This window comes from Pseudomonas sp. LM13 (assembly GCF_041381355.1).
Lineage (GTDB): Bacteria > Pseudomonadota > Gammaproteobacteria > Pseudomonadales > Pseudomonadaceae > Stutzerimonas > Stutzerimonas frequens.
This window is the reverse complement of record NZ_JACBXH010000044.1, coordinates 1-23,790: the sequence shown is the minus strand read 5'-3', so window position 1 is coordinate 23,790 and position 23,790 is coordinate 1. Positions and strand designations below refer to the sequence as shown.

Annotated in this window: 18 protein-coding genes and 1 pseudogene; 8 read left to right on the top strand and 11 right to left on the bottom strand. The window is 62.7% G+C overall.

Features of this window, described 5'->3' with window-relative positions:
• Positions 1 to 19: 19 nt before the first annotated feature.
• Positions 20 to 943 (bottom strand): 50S ribosomal protein L3 N(5)-glutamine methyltransferase, encoded by a 924-nt coding sequence (gene prmB / locus HZR81_RS20295; RefSeq protein WP_500129090.1) that lies wholly within the window; start codon positions 941 to 943, stop codon positions 20 to 22.
• A 303-nt stretch (positions 944 to 1,246) separates the two neighbouring features.
• Between prmB and HZR81_RS20290 the strand changes: the two genes are divergently transcribed.
• The 3 genes from HZR81_RS20290 to folE all read left to right on the top strand — a co-directional run bounded on the left by HZR81_RS20290 (position 1,247) and on the right by folE (position 3,069).
• Positions 1,247 to 1,843: a cysteine hydrolase family protein gene (locus HZR81_RS20290; protein WP_063541061.1), complete on the top strand. Its 597-nt coding sequence runs from the start codon at positions 1,247 to 1,249 to the stop codon at positions 1,841 to 1,843.
• Between the two features lie 26 nt (positions 1,844 to 1,869).
• Positions 1,870 to 2,427 carry a Smr/MutS family protein gene (locus tag HZR81_RS20285; protein WP_063541060.1) on the top strand — a complete coding sequence of 186 codons (558 nt, stop codon included), beginning with the start codon at positions 1,870 to 1,872 and terminating at the stop codon, positions 2,425 to 2,427.
• Positions 2,428 to 2,523: 96 nt separating this feature from the next.
• Positions 2,524 to 3,069, top strand: coding sequence for a GTP cyclohydrolase I FolE (folE, locus tag HZR81_RS20280; RefSeq protein WP_063541059.1), 546 nt, complete (start codon positions 2,524 to 2,526; stop codon positions 3,067 to 3,069).
• Positions 3,070 to 3,113: 44 nt separating this feature from the next.
• On the opposite strand, the gene HZR81_RS20275 is transcribed toward folE, so the two are convergent.
• Together HZR81_RS20275 and HZR81_RS20270 are read right to left on the bottom strand one after the other, a co-directional pair.
• Entirely contained in the window at positions 3,114 to 3,716 is a 603-nt protein-coding gene (locus HZR81_RS20275) for a glutathione S-transferase family protein (RefSeq protein ID WP_500129089.1), read from the bottom strand.
• A 46-nt stretch (positions 3,717 to 3,762) separates the two neighbouring features.
• Positions 3,763 to 4,929 (bottom strand): aminotransferase-like domain-containing protein, encoded by a 1,167-nt coding sequence (locus HZR81_RS20270; protein ID WP_500129088.1) that lies wholly within the window; start codon positions 4,927 to 4,929, stop codon positions 3,763 to 3,765.
• 80 nt (positions 4,930 to 5,009) lie between these two features.
• Here HZR81_RS20270 and HZR81_RS20265 point away from each other — a divergent pair, with 80 nt between their 5' ends.
• On the top strand, positions 5,010 to 5,453 hold the full coding sequence (locus HZR81_RS20265; RefSeq protein WP_063541057.1) for a MarR family winged helix-turn-helix transcriptional regulator: 444 nt from the start codon (positions 5,010 to 5,012) through the stop codon (positions 5,451 to 5,453).
• A gap of 93 nt (positions 5,454 to 5,546) precedes the next feature.
• On the opposite strand, the gene rpsA is transcribed toward HZR81_RS20265, so the two are convergent.
• The 8 genes from rpsA to mtnA form a co-directional block, all read right to left on the bottom strand.
• Entirely contained in the window at positions 5,547 to 7,229 is a 1,683-nt protein-coding gene (gene rpsA, locus HZR81_RS20260) for a 30S ribosomal protein S1 (protein WP_063541056.1), read from the bottom strand.
• A 193-nt stretch (positions 7,230 to 7,422) separates the two neighbouring features.
• Positions 7,423 to 8,112, bottom strand: coding sequence for a (d)CMP kinase (cmk, locus tag HZR81_RS20255; RefSeq protein WP_063541055.1), 690 nt, complete (start codon positions 8,110 to 8,112; stop codon positions 7,423 to 7,425).
• Complete coding sequence (locus HZR81_RS20250) at positions 8,109 to 10,337, bottom strand: bifunctional prephenate dehydrogenase/3-phosphoshikimate 1-carboxyvinyltransferase (protein WP_500129096.1); 2,229 nt, start codon at positions 10,335 to 10,337, stop codon at positions 8,109 to 8,111. Before HZR81_RS20250 ends, cmk begins: the two co-directional genes overlap by 4 nt.
• A gap of 11 nt (positions 10,338 to 10,348) precedes the next feature.
• The gene (hisC, locus tag HZR81_RS20245) at positions 10,349 to 11,458 is read right to left on the bottom strand and encodes a histidinol-phosphate transaminase (RefSeq protein WP_102840367.1); all 1,110 of its coding nucleotides are present in this window, start codon (positions 11,456 to 11,458) and stop codon (positions 10,349 to 10,351) included.
• Positions 11,459 to 11,539: 81 nt separating this feature from the next.
• Complete coding sequence (gene pheA / locus HZR81_RS20240; RefSeq protein WP_011913461.1) at positions 11,540 to 12,637, bottom strand: prephenate dehydratase; 1,098 nt, start codon at positions 12,635 to 12,637, stop codon at positions 11,540 to 11,542.
• The gene (gene serC, locus HZR81_RS20235) at positions 12,637 to 13,722 is read right to left on the bottom strand and encodes a 3-phosphoserine/phosphohydroxythreonine transaminase (RefSeq protein WP_500129087.1); all 1,086 of its coding nucleotides are present in this window, start codon (positions 13,720 to 13,722) and stop codon (positions 12,637 to 12,639) included. The genes pheA and serC overlap by 1 nt, the downstream gene beginning before the upstream one ends.
• Positions 13,723 to 13,841: 119 nt before the next feature.
• Entirely contained in the window at positions 13,842 to 16,649 is a 2,808-nt protein-coding gene (gene gyrA / locus HZR81_RS20230; RefSeq protein ID WP_500129086.1) for a DNA gyrase subunit A, read from the bottom strand.
• A 136-nt stretch (positions 16,650 to 16,785) separates the two neighbouring features.
• Entirely contained in the window at positions 16,786 to 17,853 is a 1,068-nt protein-coding gene (gene mtnA / locus HZR81_RS20225; RefSeq protein ID WP_500129095.1) for an S-methyl-5-thioribose-1-phosphate isomerase, read from the bottom strand.
• Positions 17,854 to 18,218: 365 nt separating this feature from the next.
• Between mtnA and imuA the strand changes: the two genes are divergently transcribed.
• From imuA to HZR81_RS20205, 4 genes and pseudogenes are all read left to right on the top strand, one after another.
• Positions 18,219 to 18,836 carry a translesion DNA synthesis-associated protein ImuA gene (imuA, locus tag HZR81_RS20220; protein ID WP_500129085.1) on the top strand — a complete coding sequence of 206 codons (618 nt, stop codon included), beginning with the start codon at positions 18,219 to 18,221 and terminating at the stop codon, positions 18,834 to 18,836.
• 8 nt (positions 18,837 to 18,844) lie between these two features.
• Positions 18,845 to 20,257, top strand: coding sequence for a Y-family DNA polymerase (locus tag HZR81_RS20215; protein WP_500129083.1), 1,413 nt, complete (start codon positions 18,845 to 18,847; stop codon positions 20,255 to 20,257).
• Complete coding sequence (locus HZR81_RS20210) at positions 20,254 to 23,334, top strand: error-prone DNA polymerase (RefSeq protein ID WP_500129082.1); 3,081 nt, start codon at positions 20,254 to 20,256, stop codon at positions 23,332 to 23,334. Before HZR81_RS20215 ends, HZR81_RS20210 begins: the two co-directional genes overlap by 4 nt.
• Before the next feature lie 109 nt (positions 23,335 to 23,443).
• Positions 23,444 to 23,773: pseudogene (locus tag HZR81_RS20205) on the top strand (tyrosine-type recombinase/integrase); the annotation flags it as partial.
• Positions 23,774 to 23,790 lie beyond the last annotated feature (17 nt).

Here is a 23,790-nt window from a genome sequence, read left to right as displayed (position 1 = left end):
GCTCCGCTCCTACGGACGATCAGCTGCGATTCAATCGTGCTCGAAACAGCGCCTGATGCTCGCGGCATTGCTGGGCTGCCAGCAGAAACACGCCATGCCCGCCACGAGCGAATTCCAGCCAGGTGAAATCCACTTCGGGATACAACGCCTGGACATGAACCTGGCTGTTGCCGACCTCCACGATAAGCACGCCGTCATCGGTCAGGTGGTCGGCGGCCTCAGCGAGCATACGGCGCACCAGATCCAAACCATCCTCCCCACAAGCCAAGCCGAGCGCAGGTTCATGCTGGAACTCAGCTGGCATGTCGGCGAAGTCTTCGGCATCGACATAGGGAGGATTCGAGACAATCAGATCGAAGCGCTGCTTGGGCAGACCGTCGAACCCGTCGCTCTGAACGGTATAAACCCTATCTTCGAGACCATGCTGCTCAATGTTGCGGTTCGCCACTTCCAGCGCATCAAACGACAGATCGGCGAGAACCACCTCTGCCTCGAGAAATTCATAGGCGCAGGCGATGCCGATGCACCCCGATCCTGTACACAGGTCGAGTATCCGCGCAGGCGTCTTGGGCAACCATGGATCGAAGCGATGCTCGATGAGTTCGCCAATGGGGGATCGTGGAATCAGCACGCGCTCATCCACGAAGAACGGCAGTCCGCAAAACCACGCCTGTTGCAACAGATAGCCAGTCGGCACGCGGTCATCGATCCGCCGACGCAGCAAGTTCTGCAGGTGTTCGCACTCATCCGCTTCCAGGCGACAGTCCAGATAGCTGTCAGACATCTCCCACGGCAGATGAAGTGCACCCAGAACCAGCTGACGCGCATCGTCCCAGGCATTGTCAGTGCCGTGGCCGAAGAACAGTTGCTCCGCCTGGAATCGACTGACAGCCCAGCGGATGTAGTCGCGCAGGGTGCGCAAGCGGGAAAGCGAAGCGGTCAAGAGCGAATCTCCTGTAAAAGGACGCGAGTTTAACAGGCAACCGGAAATGCCAACCACGTGCGCGATCGCCTGCGGGGTGGCGATACCCAAACCTGCACATTTGTAAATGCGCGATTCGTTTCATGCGCGCGCGATGCCGGTGCGCATTACTCTGCCTGCCCACGTGAAGATGTACCGCGCCTCGGCAATCGACGCGCATGTATCGTCTCGTTCGGCGCGAGGCCAGCGAAACACGGCGCAGGCGGTTCACAACCGGCCATTCTGGCGCCACAATCACCCCCCTCACAGTACAAGGAGTCGACAATGACCAAGCCACAGACCATGCTCCAGCTCAGTGGCCGCAGCTATAATCCGGCGGCGCTGACAAACGCCACCGTGCTGGTCATCGACGTACAGGAGGAGTACCGCAGCGGCGTGCTCGCGCTGCCAGCCCTGAACCGGGCATTGCCGGAGATTACTCGCCTGCTGGCGGCCGCAAGGGAGGCCGGCGCACCGATCGTCCATGTACATCACCTGGGCATTAGCGGCGGCCTGTTCGATCCGCAGGGCTTTCGTGGGCAGATCATGCCCGAAGCCGCGCCCCAGCCCGGCGAATCCATCGTGGCAAAACGACTGCCCAATGCGTTCTCCGGCACCGAGCTGCACGAACTGCTGCAGAAGCTCGGCCGGCTCGATCTGATCGTGTGTGGATTCATGACTCACTCAAGCGTGAGCACCACGGTACGGGCGGCAAAGGACTATGGCTATCGCTGCACCTTGGTTGACAGTGCCTGCGCCACGCGTGATCTACCGATGGGCGATGGCAGCATCGATGCCGATCAGGTCCACCGCATCGAAATGACGATCCTTGCGGACAATTTCGCCGTTTGCGTTCCGAATGTCGACGCGCTGAAGCGCTGACTTGCATCGCTCGGTTCGGAGGCTCCATGCAAGACGACGACTTCTCTCTTTTCCAATCGGCGATCCGCGGAGTCAGGCCGATCAAGCATGACCGTGCCGAAACAGGTAAAGCGCGCAGCAATCGCGAGCAAATTGCGACTCGTCGCAGCAATGCCACGGCCAATAATGAAACGAATCGAGTCGACGGCCTTTCCGACCAGTTCGTCATAGACGTTGGCGCAGAGGATGAGCTGTACTGGGCTCGAGATGGCGTTCAGGACAGCCAGTTGCGCAAACTGAAGGCGGGCCAGATCCCGTTCGAAGGCAGCCTGGACCTGCATGGCATGAGCGTGGAGAAAGCCCGCGAACAGCTCTGGGATTTCATAGCCGAAGCCACGAAGCTCGAGGTTCGTTGCGTGCGCGTGACGCATGGCAAGGCGGCCAGACTCGACGGCAAACGTCCCCTGCTCAAGAGTCACGTCAACACCTGGCTTCGGCAGCACCCACAAGTGCTGGGCTTCACGTCCTGCCTGCCGCGCCACGGTGGGACTGGAGCACTTTACGTGATGCTCAAGCGCACCATGCTCGAAGGCCGCGACGAATAAAGCGTGCAGATCAGTCACCCGACTACGCGGCACACTTGCCAGCGGGGCGGGCGCACCCTACCCTTCGCCTTCGCTATGTACCCGACAGGTAGCTCAATGTCCCTGGAACAACACTACACCGCGATCCTTGGCCAGCTTGGCGAGGACGTTAACCGCGAAGGCCTGCTCGACACGCCCAAGCGCGCCGCCAAAGCCATGCAGTACCTGTGCAAGGGCTACCAGCAGACGCTGGAGGAAGTGACCAACGGCGCACTGTTCAGCTCCGATAACAGCGAGATGGTGCTGGTCAAGAACATCGAGTTGTATTCACTTTGCGAACATCACATGCTGCCGTTCATCGGCAAGGCGCATGTCGCATATCTGCCCAATGGCAAAGTGCTCGGTCTGTCGAAGGTCGCGCGGATTGTCGAGATGTACGCGCGCAGGCTGCAGATTCAGGAAAACCTGACCCGCGAGATCGCCGAAGCGATGCAGCAGGTCACCGGAGCCTCCGGCGTTGCCGTGGTCATCGAGGCCCAGCACATGTGCATGATGATGCGCGGCGTCGAGAAGCAGAACTCGTCCATGGTCACCTCGGTGATGCTGGGCCAGTTCCGCGACAATGCCGCTACTCGCAGCGAGTTTCTCGGGCTGGTGAAGTGACGCAGTAAAGAGACAGGGCCTTCACGGCCCTGCTCTGTCTTCAGTCAATCGTACATGCCGACATGCCGTGGATGGCTCGCAACGCGCTGCAGCCACTGGCGAATCGCAGGATATCCGCCCAGATCAAAGCCGCCTTCTTCCGCGACATGGGTGTACGCGTAGAGCGCAACGTCGGCGATCGAATAGTGGTTTCCCACCAGATAAGGCGTGCGCAGCAGCTGCTGCTCCATCACGTTGAGTGCATGATAGCCGTCGAGTTGCTTGGCCTCGTATTCCTCGCGTCGCTCCTCCGGCATACCCAGATAGACCTTGATGTACCGCGCCACGGCGATGAACGGCTCGTGGCTGTACTGCTCGAAGAACTGCCACTGCAGCACCTGGGTGCGCAGGCGCGGATCAGTCGGCAGGAACTCGCTGCCCTCGGCCAGGTAATTCAGGATAGCGTTGGATTCCCATAGACAGGAGCCGTCCTCAAGCTCCAGCACTGGGATCTTGCCGTTCGGATTCTTCTTGAGGAAATCCTCCGAGCGCGTCTCGCCTCGAAGGATGTTAATCGGAACCCACTCGTACGGCTGGCTCAGCAGGTGCAGCATCAGCTTGACCTTGTAGCAATTACCTGACCGGTAATCGCCATAGACTTTCAACATGGTCTCCCCTCCCGATCGACCCGCGGCGCGGGTCAGCAATTACTCCTCAAGCAGCTTCCAGCGCACCAGCATCGCGAATGACCTGCGCCAACCTGCGCAGCCCCTCGCCCATGCGCTCGGCCGCGACATGGCTGAAGTTCAGCCGCAGGTAACCGGGATTCGCATCCGGGTCGACGAAGAAGGGCTCGCCGGGCATGAACACGACGTCTTCGGCCAGCGCCTGATTGAGCAGCGTCCGCGTGTCCAGCGGCTGCTTGAGGGTCAACCAGAAGAACAGCCCGCCTTGCGGCAGCTCCCAGGTCGCCAGATCACTGAAGTGCTCGTCTAGCGCCGCCTGCATGGCATCTCGGCGGACTCGGTAGAACTCGCGCAACTGTTCGAGATGCGCCAGGTAACGGTCGCGGCCCAGCCATTGCAGGGCCTGCCATTGCCCGACCCGATTGCTATGCAGGTCGGCCGACTGCTTCAGGCGCAGCAGATAAGGAAACAGGTCCGCAGATGCGATCAGGTAACCAACCCGCAGGCCGGGCAGCAGTGTCTTGGAAACCGTGCCTGTATATATCCAGCTGGCCCGCTTGAGGCGCGACACGATGGGCCTGGCGCTACCCTGATCGAACACCAGTTCACGGTATGGCTCGTCCTCCAGCAAGGTCACTCCGAACTCGTCCAGCAAACCGGCAACCGCCTCACGTTTGGCTTCGCTGTAACGCACCGCAGAAGGATTTTGGAAAGTCGGAATCAGGTAAGCGAAAGCCGGCGCGCGCTGCTCCAGGGTGGCACGCAATGCCGCGAGGTCCGGTCCATCAGCCTCCTGTGGAACGGCCAGGCACTGAGCGCCGAACAGCTGGAACGATTGCAGCGCGGCAAGGTAAGTCGGCGCCTCGACCAGAACCTCGGTGCCCGCGTCGATGAACAGTTTCGAGGCGAGATCCAGCGTCTGCTGCGACCCGCTGACGATCAGCACCTGGCTGGCCTCGCAAGGCACGCCCAAGGCCCGGGCCTGGGCGGCGATCGCTTCGCGAAGTGCAGGCTCACCTTCGCTCATCCCGTACTGCCCCATGCTTGCAGGTAGTTCGGTCCAATCCACTGCAGGCAACATCGCCTCAGCCGGCAACCCACCGGCGAAGGACATCACTTCAGGACGCTGGGCTGCAGCGAGAATTTCACGAATCAGAGAGCTTTTCAGGCGAGTAATGCGTTCGGAGAAGGCCATTTCCATACCAGGTGCGAGGCGTTGCAAAATAAGTCAAACTTCTTGACCGAAATTACGCCCCTCATAATAAATACGTCAATATGCCTGACCTAAAAAAAAGCGCCGTGCAGCGCCAGATAATGGAAAGCTTCTTTCTCGGCTATCAGGCTTTCACGGCGAAGCCTGACGAGATGCTGGCCCGTCGCGGCCTGTCCCGCGTGCACCACCGCATCCTGTTCTTCATCGCCAGCTATCCCGACCTGAGCGTCAAGGAACTGCTGAGTTACCTGGGCGTTACCAAGCAGGCGCTGAACACACCATTGCGCCAGCTGATCGAAATGCATCTGGTGGAAAGCCTCACGGCGGAGGACGACAAGCGCAAACGCATGCTGCGCTTTACCGCCGAGGGAGCGAAGCTCGAGCAGGCGCTGCGCCGGGAACAGGTCAGACTGCTGCAACGCGCCTTCGATGATGCAGGGGAACAAGCGGTGGACGGCTGGCTCGCGGTCAACCAGGCGCTCGCTGTGGAAAAGGCCAGGGGCTGATAACCCTCGCAGCGCCGGGGGCTTCACTTCGCCAGAACCGCGGGCACAAAAAAGGGCGACCGAAGTCGCCCTTTTTTCATGAAGAACCCGAACTTAGTTCTGGTTTTCCATCTGAGCACGGATCAGATCACCAATGGTGGTCGGGCCGGTGCTTTCAACTTCCTGCTTGGTGCGCAGCTCTTTCATCGCGTCCTTCTCGTCTTCGACGTCTTTGGACTTGATGGACAGGCTGATCACGCGGGACTTGCGGTCGATGCTGATGATCTTGGCTTCAACTTCGTCGCCTTCCTTCAGCACGTTGCGCGCATCTTCAACACGGTCGCGGCTGATTTCGGACGCCTTCAGGGTCGCTTCGATATCGTTGCCCAGATCGATGATGGCGCCTTTGGCGTCAACTTCTTTCACGGTACCGCGAACGATGCTGCCCTTGTCATTGACGGCGGCGTAGTTGGAGAACGGATCGTCTTCCAGCTGCTTGATGCCCAGGGAGATACGCTCACGCTCCGGATCGACCGACAGGATGACGGTGTCCAGCTCGTCGCCCTTCTTGAAGCGGCGAACGGCTTCTTCACCCGGCTCGTTCCAAGAGATGTCGGACAGGTGAACCAGACCGTCGATGCCGCCATCCAGACCGATGAAGATACCGAAATCGGTGATCGACTTGATGGTGCCGGAGATACGGTCGCCCTTGTTGAACTGGCTGGAGAAATCTTCCCACGGGTTGGATTTGCACTGCTTGATGCCCAGGGAGATACGACGACGCTCTTCGTCGATGTCCAGAACCATGACTTCCACTTCGTCGCCGACCTGAACGACCTTCGACGGGTGGATATTCTTGTTGGTCCAGTCCATTTCGGATACGTGCACCAGACCTTCGACACCTTCTTCCAGCTCGGCGAAGCAGCCGTAGTCGGTGAGGTTGGTGACGCGAGCCTGAACGCGGGTGCCTTCCGGGTAACGAGCCTTGATGGCAACCCATGGGTCTTCGCCCAGTTGCTTCAGGCCCAGCGATACGCGGTTGCGCTCGCGGTCGAACTTCAGCACCTTGACATCGATCTCGTCGCCAACGTTGACGATCTCGGACGGATGCTTGATGCGCTTCCAGGCCATGTCGGTGATGTGCAGCAGACCATCGACGCCGCCCAGGTCAACGAACGCACCGTAGTCGGTGAGGTTCTTGACGATACCCTTGACCTGCTGGCCTTCCTGCAGGGATTCCAGCAGAGCTTCGCGCTCGGCGCTGTTCTCGGCTTCCAGCACGCTGCGACGGGAAACGACAACGTTGTTGCGCTTCTGATCGAGCTTGATGACCTTGAACTCGAGCTCTTTGCCTTCCAGGTGAGTGGTGTCGCGCACAGGGCGGACATCGACCAGCGAACCCGGCAGGAACGCGCGGATGCCGTTGACGTCGACGGTGAAGCCACCTTTGACCTTGCCGTTGATGACGCCCTTGACCACTTCTTCTGCAGCGAAAGCCGCTTCCAGAACAATCCAGGATTCCGCGCGCTTGGCCTTTTCACGGGACAGCTTGGTTTCGCCAAAGCCATCTTCAACCGCGTCCAGAGCAACGTGGACCTCGTCACCCACCTTGATGGTCAGCTCGCCCTGCTCGTTGTAGAACTGCTCGACCGGGATGACGCCCTCGGACTTGAGGCCAGCATGCACGGTGACCCAGTCACCGTCGATGTCGACCACGATGCCGGTGATGATGGCACCCGGCTGCATGTCGAGGGATTTAAGGCTTTCTTCAAAAAGTTCTGCGAAGCTTTCGCTCATGTTGATTCCTGCTGTTTTCGGGCGAGGATCCGCCCAATCTCCACATTCCAGACAATGTGGGTTCATTCATATAAAAAAAGGCCTGCGGGACTGGATCTGGTCTCCCACATGCCTCCTTGTTAACGGCTCGAGGTGCGCAACCTACTGGCTGCGCTGACATCGAAGTCCGTTTGGCCGCCTTTCGGCGTTCCGATCATCCAGCCAAGTCGCGATCGGCGACTTCGCTCAGAATCCTTTGCAGCACTTCTTCGATAGAGAGTGTAGTGGAATCCAACTGAATGGCATCGTCTGCCGGCTTCAGTGGCGCTACCGCTCGCTGGGTATCGCGCTCGTCGCGCTCCCGGATCTCCTCAAGAAGACTCGCGAGATTAACATCATCACCGCGCGCCTTCAACTGCAAGTAGCGTCTGCGGGCACGCTCTTCAGCGCTGGCGGTAAGGAATATCTTCAGTGGCGCATCGGGGAACACGACGGTTCCCATGTCGCGTCCGTCAGCGACCAGGCCGGGTGCCTCGCGAAAGGCTTTCTGTCGCTGCAACAGCGCGGTCCGAACCACCGGCAATGCCGCGACCTGCGACGCGCCTGCACCGACGCTCTCGTTGCGAATGGCCTCGGTGACTTCCTCGCCCTCGAGGATGATGATCATGCCGTGCCCATCGCGGGCAGCGCCGAACTGCACATCCAGATGCTCGGCAAGCACCTTCAGGGCTTCCTCGTTGGTCAGGTCGACACCATGATTGCGCGCAGCGAAGGCCAGCAAACGGTACAGGGCGCCGGAATCGAGGAAATTCCAGCCGAGCTTGCCGGCGAGCAACGCGGCGACGGTTCCCTTGCCCGAGCCGCTGGGCCCGTCGATGGTGATGACTGGTACAGGCTTGATCATGAGGCGCCCTCCGCCTGAACCTGCATCCCGGCCCGCTGAGCCAGATCCAGGAAATTGGGGAACGAGGTTGCCACGTTCGCGCAATCGTGGATGCGGACCGGGCCGCTGGCGCGCAGCGCAGCGACGCTGAACGACATGGCGATACGATGATCACCGTGCGCCCAGACTTCACCGGAACCGATCATGCCACCTTCGATAACGATGCCATCAGGTGTCGGTTCCGCCTTGATACCCAGCGTCTGCAGGCCGTCAGCCATGACCTGGATACGATCCGACTCCTTGACGCGCAGCTCCTCGGCACCGCGTAGGGTCGTACGTCCCTGGGCACATGCCGCGGCAACGAAGAGCACGGGGAACTCGTCGATGGCCAGCGGCACCAGGTCTTCGGGGATGTCGATACCCTTGAGTTGCGCACCACGCACGCGGATATCGGCGACCGGCTCGCCGCCCACCTCGCGAAGATTTTCCAGGACGATATCGCCACCCATCAGCTTGAGGATGTCGATCACGCCGGTGCGAGTCGGGTTGATCCCCACGTGCTCGAGTACGATCTCGGAGCCCGGTGCAATGCTGGCCGCGACCATGAAGAAGGCTGCAGAGGAGATATCCGCCGGCACCTCGATATGGGTGCCATGCAGCTTGTGCCCGGGCTCGACGATCGCGGTGCGCCCCTCGACTGTCACCGGATAGCCGAAACCACGCAGCATGCGTTCGGTGTGGTCACGCGTCGGTGCGGGCTCGGTCACGGAGGTCTGGTCGGCCGCGTACAGGCCGGCCAGCAGCAGGCAGGACTTGACCTGCGCGCTGGCCATCGGCATGTCGTAATGCATACCGGACAGACGCTGGCCGCCGCGAATGGTCAGCGGCGGACGCCCTTCCGGTGCAGTCTCGATGACTGCCCCCATCTCGCGCAGCGGCTTGGCGACGCGATTCATCGGGCGCTTGGACAGCGAGGCATCGCCGGTCAGGGTGGTATCGAACGGCTGCGCCGCGAGCAGGCCGGACAACAGACGCATGGAGGTGCCGGAGTTACCCAGGTAGATCGGGCCAGGCGGCGGCTTCAGTCCATGCAGGCCAACGCCATGGACGGTCACCCGCCCCTGCTGCGGGCCTTCGATGACCACACCCATGTCACGGAACGCCTGAATCGTGGCGAGGGCGTCTTCACCTTCGAGAAAACCCTCGACTTCGGTGGTCCCTTCCGCCAGGGAACCCAGCATGATCGAACGATGCGAAATGGATTTGTCGCCTGGGACACGCAGATGGCCGGTCAGGCTGCCGCCAGGGTTGGCGAGGAAAACGAGGTCATTGGAATGCATAACGTCCACATAGGCTCGGCGAGCCAGTATTTTGCTGAAATGTTCCCGGGCAGCCCGGGCGCGCGTGAACACGCCCAACAACCTGTGCCCGTCTCCTTCATCGACCGCGGCGCGCAGGGCGTCGAGGTCGGCACGAAAATCATCCAGGGTATGCAGCACCGCCTCGCGATTGGCGAGGAAGATGTCGTGCCACATCACCGGGTCGCTACCGGCAATACGGGTGAAATCACGAAACCCACCCGCCGCGTAACGGAAGATCTCGAGATTCTCATGGCGCTTGGCGAGCGAATCAACCAGACCGAAGGCCAACAGGTGCGGCAGGTGACTAGTGGCGGCCAGCACCTCGTCGTGGTGCGCCACGTCCATGTGCTCGACATCGGCACCGAGCGCCGCCCAAAGCCGGGTCACCAGCGCAAGCGCCTGCGGATCGGTGTTCTTCAGCGGAGTCAGTATGACCTTGTGGCGGCGGAACAGCGTGCTCTTGGCCGCCGTGACACCACTGAGCTCCGATCCGGCGATGGGATGGCCGGGAACGAAACGCGACGGCATCTCGCCGAACACGTTGTGCGCGCAGCGCACCACATTGCCCTTGGCGCTGCCGACATCGGTGATCACGGCGGAGCCCAGGTCGAGCTTCGCCAGCTCGCCGAGCAGTCGTTCCAGGGCGAGGATGGGTGTGGCGAGCTGAATAACGTCGGCGTCACGGCAGGCTTCGGCCAGCGTGTCGGCACAGCGATCCACCACGCCCAGCTCGACCGCCAGTTCACGCGAGCGGGCGTCCAGATCGAAGCCGACCACGTCGCGGCAAAGGCCGGACTCACGCAGCCCCTTGGCAAACGAACCGCCAATCAACCCGAGCCCGATCACCACCAGACGATCGATGACAGGTGTCGCACTTTTTTCCACGGGGGCTGGGCTCACTGTTGCAGCACCTGCGCCAGCACGTCCAGAAAGCGCGCGTTCTCACGCTCGGTACCAATGGAAACCCGCAGGAATGTCGGCATCCCGTACCCGGCGACCGGACGCACGATCACGCCCTCGCGCAAGAGTGCCTGATTGATCGGCGCAGCATCGCGGGCGAAATCTACCGCGATGAAATTGCCCCGCGAGGGAATCCACTCCAACCCCAACTGGCGGAAGCCGCGCTCCAGCTGAACCATCCCTGCATCGTTCGCCTTGCGACTGGCGGCCAGATAATCGACGTCATCCAGCGCCGCGCAGGCGGCGGCCAGCGCCAGACTGTTCACGTTGAAGGGCTGGCGAACACGGTTCAACACGTCGGCGATCACCGGCGAGCTGATGGCGTAGCCGACGCGCAGGGCCGCCAGGCCATAGGCCTTGGAGAAGGTGCGCGAAACCAGCAGATTGGGATAGTCGGCGAGGAAGGCCAACCCATCAGGCAGCTCCTGACCTTCGGCGTATTCGATATAGGCCTCGTCCAGCACCACCAGTACATGGGCTGGCACGCGCGCGAGGAAAGCACCCAACGCAGCGGCATCGAACCAGGTCCCGGTGGGGTTGTTGGGATTGGCGACAAAGACGACCCGGGTGTTCTCGTCGATCGCAGCGGCCATCGCGTCGAGATCGTGCCCCCAGTTCTTCGCCGCGACAGCGCGCCCCTCGGCGCCGACAGCCTGGGTCGCGATCGGATAGACGGCGAAGGCATGTTCGCTGAACACGGCGTTGAGCCCCGGCGCCAGATAGGCACGGGCGACCAGCTCGAGGATGTCGTTGGAACCATTGCCTAGCGTGACCTGGTGAACACCCACCGAATAACGCTGGGCAAGGCGCTGCTTGAGCGCGAAGCCGTTACCGTCGGGGTAGCGGGTCAGCTCGGAAAGCTCGGCCTGGATCGCTGCCAGCGCCTTCGGGCTGGGCCCCAGAGGGTTCTCATTGCTGGCCAGCTTGACGATCCCGGCGGGATCCAGATTCAACTCGCGCGCCAGCTCATCGACCGGCTTGCCTGGTACGTAAGGCGACAGCTTCTGCACGCCCGGCTGCGCCAGGGCAAGGAAATCACAACTCATTGGTTAGGCCTCAGGCTGCAGGCTCAGGCCGCAGGCACAAGCCTGTCGCCTGCCGCCTGCTCCTGAAGCCCGGAGCCGCAATTAAAGTACTGCCTTGGGGTAGGAACCCAGCACCTTCAGCGCCACGGCTTCCTGGCCAATCTTCTCCAGCACGTCCTTGATCAGCGGATCCTGGTGGTGGCCGAGGAAGTCGATGAAGAACACATAAGTCCACTTGCCACTGCGCGACGGCCGCGTCTCGATCCGGGTAAGGTCGATGCCATTGGTGTGGAACGGCACCAGCAGCTCGTGCAGCGCACCCGGCTTGTTGCGCATCGAGACAATGATCGACGTCTTGTCATCGCCGGTCGGCGGCACTTCCTGGTTACCGATGATGAGGAAGCGGGTGGAGTTGTCCGGGCGGTCTTCGATCTTCTCCGCCAGCTTGGTCAGGCCGTACAGCTGGGCTGCCATGTCGCCGGCAATGGCGGCCGAGTTCCACTCGCTCTTGACCCGCTTGGCCGCATCCGCATTGCTGGAAACCGCCACCCGCTCGACGTTCGGATAATGCGCATCGAGCCACTTGCGACACTGCGCCAGCGATTGGGCATGGGAGTAGATGCGCGTAATGCGATCGGTCTTGGTGGTTTCGCCCACCAGCAGATGATGGTGGATGCGCAGCTCCACCTCGCCACAGATAACGATGTCGTGCTCGAGGAAGCTGTCCAGCGTGTGGTTGACCGCGCCTTCGGTGGAGTTCTCCACCGGCACCACGCCGAAGTTCACCGCACCGGCGACCACTTCGCGGAACACCTCATCGATCGCCGCCATCGGGGTGCTGATCACCGCATGGCCGAAATGCTTGAGCGCGGCGGCCTGAGAGAACGTCCCTTCCGGCCCCAGATAGGCCACGCGCAGCGGCTGCTCGAGCGCCAGGCAGGAGGACATGATCTCGCGGAACAGGCGGGCCATCTCTTCATTGTCGAGCGGCCCACGATTGAGTTCCATGATGTGCTTGAGCACCCAGGCTTCGCGTTCCGGGCGGTAGAACACCGCCGACTCGCCCTCGGCCAGAGCAGCGGTCTTGACCCGGGCCACTTCCTGGGCGCAGCGGGCGCGCTCGCTGATCAGCTCGAGAATACGCTCGTCGAGACTGTCGATTCGAACCCGCAGCGCCTTCAGCTGATCGGCGTCGCTCATCAGCCGTGCTCCTTCTCGAACTCGGCCATGTAGGCCACCAGCGCCTCGACCGCATCCAGGCCGACAGCGTTGTAGATCGAGGCGCGCATACCGCCCACGGAGCGATGGCCTTTCAGGTTCAGCAGGCCACGCGCGTCGGCACCAGCCAGGAAGGCCTTGTCCAGGCGCTCATCGGCCAGACGGAACGGCACGTTCATCCACGAGCGCGCGTTGACGGCGATCGGGTTGGTGTAGAAATCGCTGGCATCGATGGCGCCATAGAGCATGTCCTTTTTTGCGCGATTGCGCTTTTCCATCGCCTCGACGCCGCCCTGCTCCTTCAGCCACTCGAAAACCAGCCCCGAGAGATACCAGGAGAAGGTCGCCGGCGTGTTGTACATCGAGCCATTGTCGGCGGCGATCTTGTAATCGAGCATGGTCGGGCAGACGGAACGTGCGTGGCCGAGCAGGTCCTCACGGACGATGACCAGCACCAGCCCGGACGGGCCGATATTCTTCTGCGCTCCGGCATAGATCAGGCCGAACTTCGATACGTCGATCGGCCGCGAAAGGATGTCCGACGACATGTCGACGACCAGCGGGGTATCGCCCAGCTCCGGCACCCAATCGAACTGCAGGCCGCCGATGGTCTCATTGCTGGCGTAGTGCAGATAGGCCGCGCCATCGCTCAGCTGCCAGTCGTTCTGCCCGGGAATCGCGAAGTAGTCATAAGGCTTGGCGCTCGCAGCGACGTTGACGTTACCGAAGCGACGCGCTTCCTCGATCGCCTTGCGCGACCAGATGCCGGTATCGACATAGTCGGCCACGCCACCCTCGGGCAGCAGGTTCAGCGGAATCTCGGCGAACTGCTGGCTGGCCCCGCCCTGCAGGAACAGCACCTTGTAGTTCGACGGAATCGCCAGCAGATCGCGCAGATCCTGCTCCGCCTTTTCGGCGATGGCAGTGTAATCGTCGCTGCGATGGCTCATTTCCATGACCGACAGGCCCTTGCCATGCCAGTCCAGAAGCTCCGCCTGGGCGCGCTGAAGGACGGCTTCGGGAAGCGCAGCCGGACCGGCACAGAAGTTAAAGGCGCGTTTGCTCACTGCTGTTCTCTCGCTCTTGCTCGATATTGAATCCCGGGCTCGACGGCCGGTTTCTTTACCGACCGCCTCGCTACCGTCTGCCCGGTGTGCTGCTTTCTATCGGATGGCGCTATCGCCAATCAGTCTTCGTCGTCGGTCGGCACCACGTCCGGCGACACATCGCCGCCACCGCCAAGCAATTCGTCTTCGCTCGGCTCGGTACTGATGACCGGCATTTCCTTCTCGAGGGCATCGTCATCGAGCAGCGCCCCGATGTCTTCCAGCACCTCTTCCTCGGACGGCTCCTGCACCCGCTCCAGACCGACCAGGTGTTCGCCTTTGCTCAGCTTGATCAACGTGACGCCCTGGGTGTTGCGGCCCAGGGAGGAGACTTCGTCGACGCGGGTCCGCACGAGCGTGCCCTGGTCGGAGATCAGCATGATCTCCTCGCCCTCGAGCACCTGTACGGCACCGACCAGCGGGCCGTTGCGCTCGTTGGTCACCATGGCGATGACGCCCTGGCCACCACGACCGCGGCGCGGGAACTCTTCCATCGCCGTGCGCTTGCCATAACCGCGCACCGAGGCGGTGAGGATCTGCGCGTCGGGCTCCGGAATCAGCATCGAGATGATCCGCTGCCCTTCCGGCAGACGCATGCCACGCACACCGCGGGCATTGCGGCCCATGATGCGAACCTTGCTTTCCTTGAAGCGGATGACCTTACCGCCGTCGGAGAACATCATCACTTCCTGGGCACCATCGGTCACGGCAGCGGCGATCAGGGTGTCGCCCTCCTCCAGCTTCAGTGCGATGAGACCGGAAGTACGAGGCCGACTGAACTGCACCAGCGGTGTCTTCTTGACCGTCCCCTTGGCCGTCGCCATGAAGATGTAGGCACCGGTGGGTTCGTCCTTCTCATCGCTGTCGTCGTCGCCCTCGACATCGTCGACGTCGTCATGCTCGATCACCAGACCTTCGGCGTCGTCCAGTTCCTCGTCACTCTCGGCAGCCTGCTTGCGCAGGGCCTCGAGATCGACCTGCAGCATGGCGGTGATGCGCTCGCCCTCGTCCAGCGGCAACAGGTTGACCAGCGGACGCCCACGCGAGGTGCGCGAGGCCTCGGGAATCTCGTAGGTCTTCAACCAGTAGACCTTGCCCTTGCTGGAGAACAGCAGCAGCGTGGTATGACTGTTGGCAACCAGCAGATGCTCGACGTAGTCCTCTTCTTTCACCCCGGTCGCGGCCTTGCCACGGCCACCGCGGCGCTGCGCCTGATAGGCGGCCAACGGCTGGGACTTGGCGTAGCCACCATGGGAGATGGTGACGACGCGCTCTTCTTCGGTGATCAGGTCGGCCAGGGTCAGATCCAGACGGGACTCGAGGATCTCGGTGCGCCGCGCATCGCCGAAGTCGCGCTTCACGCCCTCCAGCTCCTCGCGGATGACTTCCATCAGCCGCACCGGATTGGTCAGGATACGGATCAGCTCACCGATCTGGGTGAGGATTTCCTGGTACTCGGCGAGCAGCTTCTCGTGCTCGAGACCGGTCAGGCGGTGCAGACGCAGGTCGAGGATCGCCTGGGCCTGCTCCGGCGAGAGGAAATACTTGCCGTCGCGCAGACCATACTGCGGGTCCAGATTCTCCGGGCGGCAGGCGTCTGCCCCGGCGCGCTCGACCATCGCCTCGACCGCGCTCGACTCCCAGGCAGTGGAGATCAGCGCATCCTTGGCTTCGGCCGGCGTCGGCGAGGCCTTGATCAGGGCAATCACCGGATCGATGTTGGACAGTGCAACTGCCTGGCCTTCAAGGATGTGCCCGCGCTCGCGCGCCTTGCGCAGTTCGTACACGGTACGCCGGGTGACGACTTCGCGGCGGTGACGGACGAAGGCTTCCAGCAGTTCCTTGAGGTTCAGCGTGCGCGGCTGGCCATCGACCAGCGCCACCACGTTGATGCCGAACACGCTCTGCAGCTGGGTCTGGGCATAGAGGTTGTTGAGGATCACCTCCGGCACTTCGCCACGACGCAGCTCGATGACTACACGCATGCCGTCCTTGTCGGACTCGTCACGCAGCTCGGTGATGCCTTCGATCTTCTTCTCTTTCACCAGCTCGGCGATCTTCTCGATCAGCCGCGCCTTGTTCAGCTGATACGGCAGCTCGGTGATGACGATCTGCTGACGGCCGCCGACCTTGTCGATGTCCTCGATATCGGCGCGCGCACGAATATAAATGCGGCCGCGACCGGTGCGATAGGCCTCGATGATGCCGGCGCGACCGTTGATGATGCCCGCGGTGGGGAAATCGGGGCCAGGAATGAACTGCATCAGCTCATCGATGGTGATATCGGCGTTGTCGATCAGCGCCAGGCAGCCGTCGATGACTTCGCCCAGGTTGTGCGGCGGGATGTTGGTGGCCATACCGACCGCGATACCGCTGGAACCGTTGACCAACAGGTTGGGGATCTTGGTCGGCATGACTGCCGGAATCTGCTCGGTGCCATCGTAGTTGGGCACCCAGTCGACGGTTTCCTTGTCCAGGTCGGCCAGCAACTCGTGCGCCAGCTTGGCCATGCGCACTTCGGTGTAACGCATTGCCGCGGCACTGTCGCCATCGACCGAACCGAAGTTGCCTTGACCGTCGACCAGCATGTAGCGCAGCGAGAACGGCTGCGCCATACGCACGATGGTGTCGTACACCGCGGAGTCGCCGTGCGGGTGGTACTTACCGATCACGTCACCGACCACACGGGCGGATTTCTTGTACGGCTTGTTCCAGTCGTTGCCCAACTCGCTCATGGCATAGAGCACGCGGCGGTGCACCGGTTTCAGGCCATCGCGCGCGTCCGGCAGCGCACGGCCGATGATCACGCTCATGGCGTAATCAAGGTAGGACTGCTTGAGCTCGTCTTCGATATTGACCGGGAGGATTTCTTTGGCCAGTTCGCCCATGGAAGCCTGGTTCCTTATAGTCAGCAGGGTCCTGCGATAAGCGCGGGATGGTAACACAGACGGCGGCTATAAGCTGAGCCTTGCGCACGGCTGCGGCTTGTCTGCATGGCCCGCTCGCGGGCCGATCGATTCAGGTTCAATGCAAGCGTTTGCGGCTCATCAAATCGGCCATCTTCGCCGCGGTCGGGCGCTCGACCACCCCTTTCTCGGTGACGATGACATCAATGAGATCAGCCGGTGTTACATCGAACACTGGATTGAATGCCTCGACATCAGCTGCGAAACGCTGGCCATTGACCTCGAGCAGCTCGCTGCCGGCACGCTCTTCGAGGGGAATCTCATCGCCGCTTTCCAGCGTCATGTCGATAGATGAGCTCGGCGCCACCACCATGAAACGCACGCCGTGATGCATCGCTAGAACCGCGAGCTGGTAGGTACCGATCTTGTTCGCCACATCGCCATTGGCGGCGATGCGATCCGCCCCGACGATCACCCAGGAAATACCGCGCGACCTCATCAGATGAGCGGCCGCCGAATCGACGTTCAGCGTGGCCGGCACGCCATCGCCCAGCAGCTCCCAGGCGGTCAGGCGAGAACCCTGCAGCCAGGGGCGGGTTTCGTCCACGTAGACGCGCTCCACCAACCCATCGAGATGCGCCGCGCGGATGACACCGAGCGCGGTACCGAAACCACCGGTCGCCAGAGCGCCGGTGTTGCAGTGAGTAAGCAGGTTCTGCGGATTGCCCTGATGGCGACGAATGAGATCGACACCGAACTGCGCCATGGCCAGATTGGCCTCGCGATCGCTCTCATGTATCGAGATGGCGTGGGCCTCCAGCGCCGCGCAAGGATCCTCGCCTGGCTTGAGGCGTTCGCGCATCTGCTTCAGCGCCCAGACCAGATTGACCGCCGTGGGACGCGATGCAGCAAGGAGCGCGACATCTTCCTCCAGCGCCTGCCGCCAATCACCACCGGCCGCCATGCGCGTACGGGCAGCCAGGACCAGCGCATAGGCCGCACTGATGCCGATGGCAGGCGCGCCGCGCACGACCATGTCGCGAATGGCGCCAGCGACCGCAGCGGCAGAGTCGTAGCTGCGCCAGACCTCTTCGGTCGGCAGCTTGCGCTGATCGAGCAGGCTCAGGCGATCGCCATGCCACTCGATCGACTTCACCTTTTCCGCAGCCAGCAGGCGCTCACGCACGGTATTTCCCTCGTTCAGCTTCGTCGACACAGGACCATCATGCGCCCCGAACAGCAAAGAAAAAGCCCGGATCGCGGGCGAACCGGGCTTTCCAATCTCGATATGGCCGGGAAGCAGCAAATATAAGTACTGCGGCCTCATATCCCGGGCGCGCATGCTAATCGACGGATTTTCCGAGCACAAGCAGCAGTGATCAGGGCTTGGCCGAAGCCGAATGGCCGAGCAGCTATCAGACTGCCCCGCCTTCCACGGAGGGAACATGCGCTAGAACAGATAAAGCGCCGCGCTCACTCATCGCGTCGCGCTTGACCAACTCTCGACTGGCCAAATACTGTATCTATATACAGTTATTTTGGAATCTCTTCATGACCGCAGTGGTCGCCCTCGATAGCCTGCTGGATACACGTCGCGTCTGGCGTGGACAGGCCATAACGTCCCGCACGGCCGTCCAGCCGACCGGAAACGCCACACTGGATGAGTTTCTGCCTGGCGGCGGCTGGCCAGAGTCGGCCATCAGCGAGCTCCTCGTCGCGGCCACGGGCATCGGCGAACTGAGCCTGCTGTGGCCGACCCTTGCACGGCTGACCACGGCCGGCGAGCGGGTGATGCTGATAACGCCCCCTCATCGACCTTACCCCCAGGCCTGGTTGGCCGCGGGTGTAGACCTGCGGTGGCTGACCATCGTCCAGGCAAAGGGCCGCGATGCGCTGTGGGCTGCTGAACAATGCCTGCGCTCCGGCAGTTGTGCGGCCGTACTGTGCTGGCCGCAACAAGCCGATGACCGCGCCTTACGGCGCTTGCAGGTTGCCGCTGAAACCGGACAAACCCTGGGCTTCGTCTATCGGCCACTGCATGAAGCAAATAACCCATCACCGGCGGCACTACGCCTGACCATCGAGGCGCAGCCGGCACAGTTGCGCGTCATCAAGTGCCGCGGCGGCCTGGCTCCGGCCCGGTCGCTACCGGCCAGAGCTTGGCAATAGGTGTGACGATGCTCTGGGCCTGCATTCTGCTGCCGCAGCTGGCCATGGACGGCATTCTGCGCCACCGCGACGATGACGCCGCGCCATTGGTACTGCTCGCCGGCCCGCCGCAGCGCCGCGTGCTGCAGGCCGTCAACGCGGCCGCCCGCAAGCTCGGCCTCAAGCCAGGGCAATCGCTGGTCGCAGCCCAGGCATTGACCCACGACTTCGCCACCGCCGATTACGACTCGCTGATGATCGAACGCTGGCAGCAGTTCCTGGCGGCCTGGGGTTACGGCTACAGCGCCCAGGTCAGCCTGCACTACCCGCGCTGTCTGCTGCTGGAGGTGCATTCCAGCCTCGGCCTGTTCGGCCCCTGGCCACGATTCGAGAAGCGTCTGCGCGAGGAACTCACAGCCCTGGGCTTCCGCCACCGCATCACTCTGGCGCCCAACCCGGCGGCCGCGCGCGTCCTCGCCAATGCCCATGACGGGCTGGCCGTGACCGATACGGCCACGCTGCATCAGGTGCTCGGGGTACTGCCGATCGAGCGCCTCGGCCTGCCCCGCGAAGTCAGCACATCGCTGGTACGCATGGGCCTGCGCCATCTTCATCAACTGCTCGCCTTGCCGCGCGACAGCCTGGCCAGACGCTTTCCGGCCGAAGTGCTGGTCCAGCTCGACACCCTGCTCGGGCATCGGCCGCTACCTCTGGAGTTCTACCGCCCGCCGGATATCTTCGACACCCGCATCGAACTGAGTTTCGAGGTCGAGTCCCACCAGGCTCTGCTGTTTCCATTGCGCAGACTGACAGCCGACCTGGCCGCCTTTCTCGCCGGGCGGGACAGCGGCGTCCAGCGTTTCAGTCTGTACCTGGAACATCGCACCCTGCCCGACAGCGAGGTGCCGGTCGGCCTGCTCAGTACCGAACGCGAGCCCGCCATGCTGTTCGAACTGACCCGTGGCCGCCTCGAGCACCTGCAACTGCCGGCCCCCGTCCTGGCCGTGCGTCTGCTGGCACGTGATCTGCCAGCCTTCACGCCGGCCCACCAGGCCTTGTTCGACGAGCGCCCGCAGCAGAATGCGTCTTGGGAGCAGCTGCGCGAGCGCCTCCGTGCTCGACTGGGCGACGATGCTGTGGTCTCGCTGAGCGCACGAGCGGACCACCGCCCGGAATGCGCCTGGCGGGAAAGCAGCCTCGCCCACACCGAACCATTGCCTCAAGTAGGTTTGCGCCCCGGCTGGCTGCTGAGCACCCCGCAGCCCTTGCGCGAAGAGGGTCTGCTTACCCTGGCTGGCCCCGAGCGCATCGAGTCCGGCTGGTGGGATGGCGCCGACGCGCGGCGCGACTACTATCGGGTGCAAACCACTACCGGCCAACAGGGTTGGGCGTTTCGCGCCCTTACCGGCGGGCTGCTGCTGCTGCACGGCTGGTTCGCATGAACGCCGAATATGCCGAGCTGCACTGCCTGTCCAACTTCAGCTTCCAGCGAGGTGCATCCAGCGCGCGCGAACTCTTCGAGCGCGCCAAACGCCAGGGCTATGACGCTCTGGCGATCACCGACGAATGCAGCCTGGCCGGTATCGTGCGCGCCTGGCAGGCCTCGAAGGATATCGGTCTGCCGCTGATCATCGGCAGCGAGGTGCAGATCGAAGATGGACCCAAACTGGTCTTGCTGGTGGAAAACCTGACCGGCTACCAGGCCTTGTGCCAGCTGATCACCCGTGCCCGCCGAAGGGCCGAGAAAGGTCGTTACCAGGCGCTGCGCGAAGACCTGAGCAAGGGGTCGCTAGAGGGACTGCTGGCGATCTGGCTGCCCGGCCACGATAGTGCCGACACCGAAGGTCGATGGCTGCTCGAGCACTTTCGCGATCGCCTCTGGCTCGGCATCGAACTGCATCAGGGGCCGGACGACGCGCTGCAGCTGCGGCAATCCCTGACCCAGGCTTCACGCCTGGGCATACCCGCCGTGGCCTGTGGCGACGTGCACATGCATGCCCGCGGTCGCCGGGCATTGCAGGACTGCATGACCGCCATCCGCCACCATCTGCCGGTCGCCGAGGCCGGATGCCACCTCTTCCCCAATGGCGAACGCCACCTGCGGTCGCTCGAGGAGCTGGCCCAGCTCTATCCAGCCGAACTGCTTGCCGAAACCCTTCGCATCAGCCAGCGCTGCCATTTCCAGCTCGACCAGCTGAAATATCACTACCCCCACGAACTGGTCCCCCCTGGACATGACACCACCTCATGGTTGCGCAAGCTGGTCGAGGATGGCGCACGCTGGCGCTGGCCGGACGGCATCCCGGAAAAGGCCCGCGCGCAGCTCGAACATGAACTGGAGCTGATCGCCGACTTGCATTACGAAAGCTATTTCCTGACCGTGCATGACATCGTCCGCTTCGCCCGCGAGCGGGGCATTCTCTGCCAGGGTCGGGGCTCGGCGGCCAATTCGAGCGTCTGCTTCGTACTGGGCATCACCGAACTCGACCCGGTGCGCAGCAAACTGTTGTTCGAGCGTTTCCTCTCCCGCGAGCGCAACGAGCCGCCCGATATCGACGTGGATTTCGAGCACGACCGCCGCGAGGAGGTCATCCAGTACGTCTTTCAGCGCTACGGGCGTAATCGCGCCGCCCTCACCGCCGTCGCCAGCAGCTACCGCGCCACCGGCGCCCTGCGGGATGTCGCCAAGGCGCTGGGCCTGCCGCCGGACCAGATCAACGCCCTGGCCGGCTGCTGTGGACGCTGGAGTGAGCACATACCCGACGACTCGCGACTGCGCGAGGCCGGCTTCGATCCGGACAATCCGATTCTGCGCCGGGTCCTGGTGCTGACCGATGCGCTTATCGGCTTTCCCCGTCACCTGTCCCAGCACCCTGGCGGCTTCGTGATCTCCGAACAGCCGCTCGACACCCTGGTGCCGATCGAGAATGCCAGCATGGCCGACCGCACGGTGATCCAGTGGGACAAGGACGACCTCGATGCGGTCGGTCTGCTCAAGGTCGACGTGCTGGCACTGGGCATGCTCAGCGCGATACGTCGCTGTTTCGACCTGATCGAACACTATCGCGGCACACGCTGGACCCTCGCCACGCTGCCCGCGGAGGACAAGCCCACCTACGAGATGATCAGTCGGGCCGATACGATCGGCGTGTTCCAGATCGAATCACGTGCACAGATGGCCATGCTGCCACGCCTGCGCCCGAAGACCTTCTACGACCTGGTCATCCAGGTCGCCATCGTTCGCCCCGGGCCGATCCAGGGCGACATGGTGCATCCCTACCTGCGTCGACGTAACGACGAAGAAAAGGTGGATTACCCGTCCGAAGAACTGAAACCGGTGTTCGAGCGCACCCTTGGCGTGCCCCTTTTCCAGGAACAGGTGATGGAACTGGCGATCGTGGCGGCCGAATACACTCCAGACGAGGCCGACAAGCTGCGCCGTGCCATGGCCGCCTGGAAGCGTCACGGCAGCCTGGAACCCCACCGCGTGCGCCTGACCGAGCGAATGCTCGCCAAAGGCTACCAGCCCGACTTCATCGCGCGAATCTTCGAGCAGATCAAAGGGTTCGGCAGCTACGGTTTTCCCGAATCACACGCGGCGAGTTTCGCGCTGCTCACCTATGCCAGCAGCTGGCTGAAGTGCCACGAACCGGCGGCATTTGCCTGCGCGCTGATCAACAGCTGGCCGATGGGCTTCTACAACCCCGACCAGATTCTCCAGGACGCCCGCCGCCACGGGCTGGAAATCCGCCCGGTGGACGCTCGCTACAGCGGCTGGGATTGCAGCCTCGAGCCATGCCACCAGGAACAACCGGCAATCCGCCTGGGGCTACGCATGGTGCGCGGCTTTCGGGAAGCCGATGCCCAGCGCATCGAAGCCGCACGCCTACGCCAGCCATTCACGGACATCCATGACCTGTGCCTGCGCGCCGAGCTCGAACCGCGTGCGCGCGAGCAGCTCGCCGATGCCGGCGCCCTGCGCGGCCTGGCCGGCCATCGACATCGAGCGCGTTGGGCCGTCGCCGGAATCGAACCACAGCTGCCGCTGTTCGCCAGCCTGCCCGCACCGGAGGAAACCTCCATCAACCTGCCACTGCCTTCGGTGAGCGAAGACCTTTTCAACGACTACGCGACCCTTGGCACGACACTGGGACCGCATCCCCTGGCCTTGCTGCGGGAAGAATTGAAAGCCCGGCGCTGCCGAAGCTCGCGGGAACTGGCCACTATCGAGCATGGCCGGCCGGTCAGCGTCGCCGGCCTGGTGATCGGCCGGCAACGCCCACAGACCGCCAGCGGTGTCATCTTCGTCACCTTGGAAGACGAGTTCGGCATGGTCAATGTGGTGGTCTGGCGCGACCTGGCCGAGCGCCAGAGGCGGCCCTTGATCCAGTCGCAACTGCTTCGCGTGGATGGCCATCTGGAGTCAGCCAGCGGCGTACGACACCTTATCGCCGGCCGCTTGAGCGACCTCACGCCCCTGCTCACCGGGCTTGATGTGCGCAGCCGGGATTTTCAATAGTCCTCTCTTCGCCCTGAAGTCCGTGGCACCAGCCTGCTGTATCCAGAGCTAATCACGTACATTGCTACGGCGGCCCCGTACTGGCCAGCCAACATGCGCAACCACAATGGCAACGCCACTACAGCGCATGAACGACTCGGCGTGGCGCAAGGCAAGGAACCGGACGGCCGCGATGTACGAGCAGCGCTTCAAGCGAACGGCACCGGCGGGTTCTACGTCGATCCGCGTGCATGACCTGAAGCACACGTTCGGTCGCAGACTTCGCGCCGCTGGCGTTACGGAGGAAGACAGGAAGGTCCTGCTGGGCCACGAGAACGGCAGCATCACCAGCCACTACTCGGCGGCCGAACTGGGCAAGCTGATCGATGAGGCCAACAAGATATCGGCGACGGATTCGAGGGGACCGGCGCTGACGATACTGAGGAGGAAGGCGGGTTGAAAAAAGTCCCCCCAAAG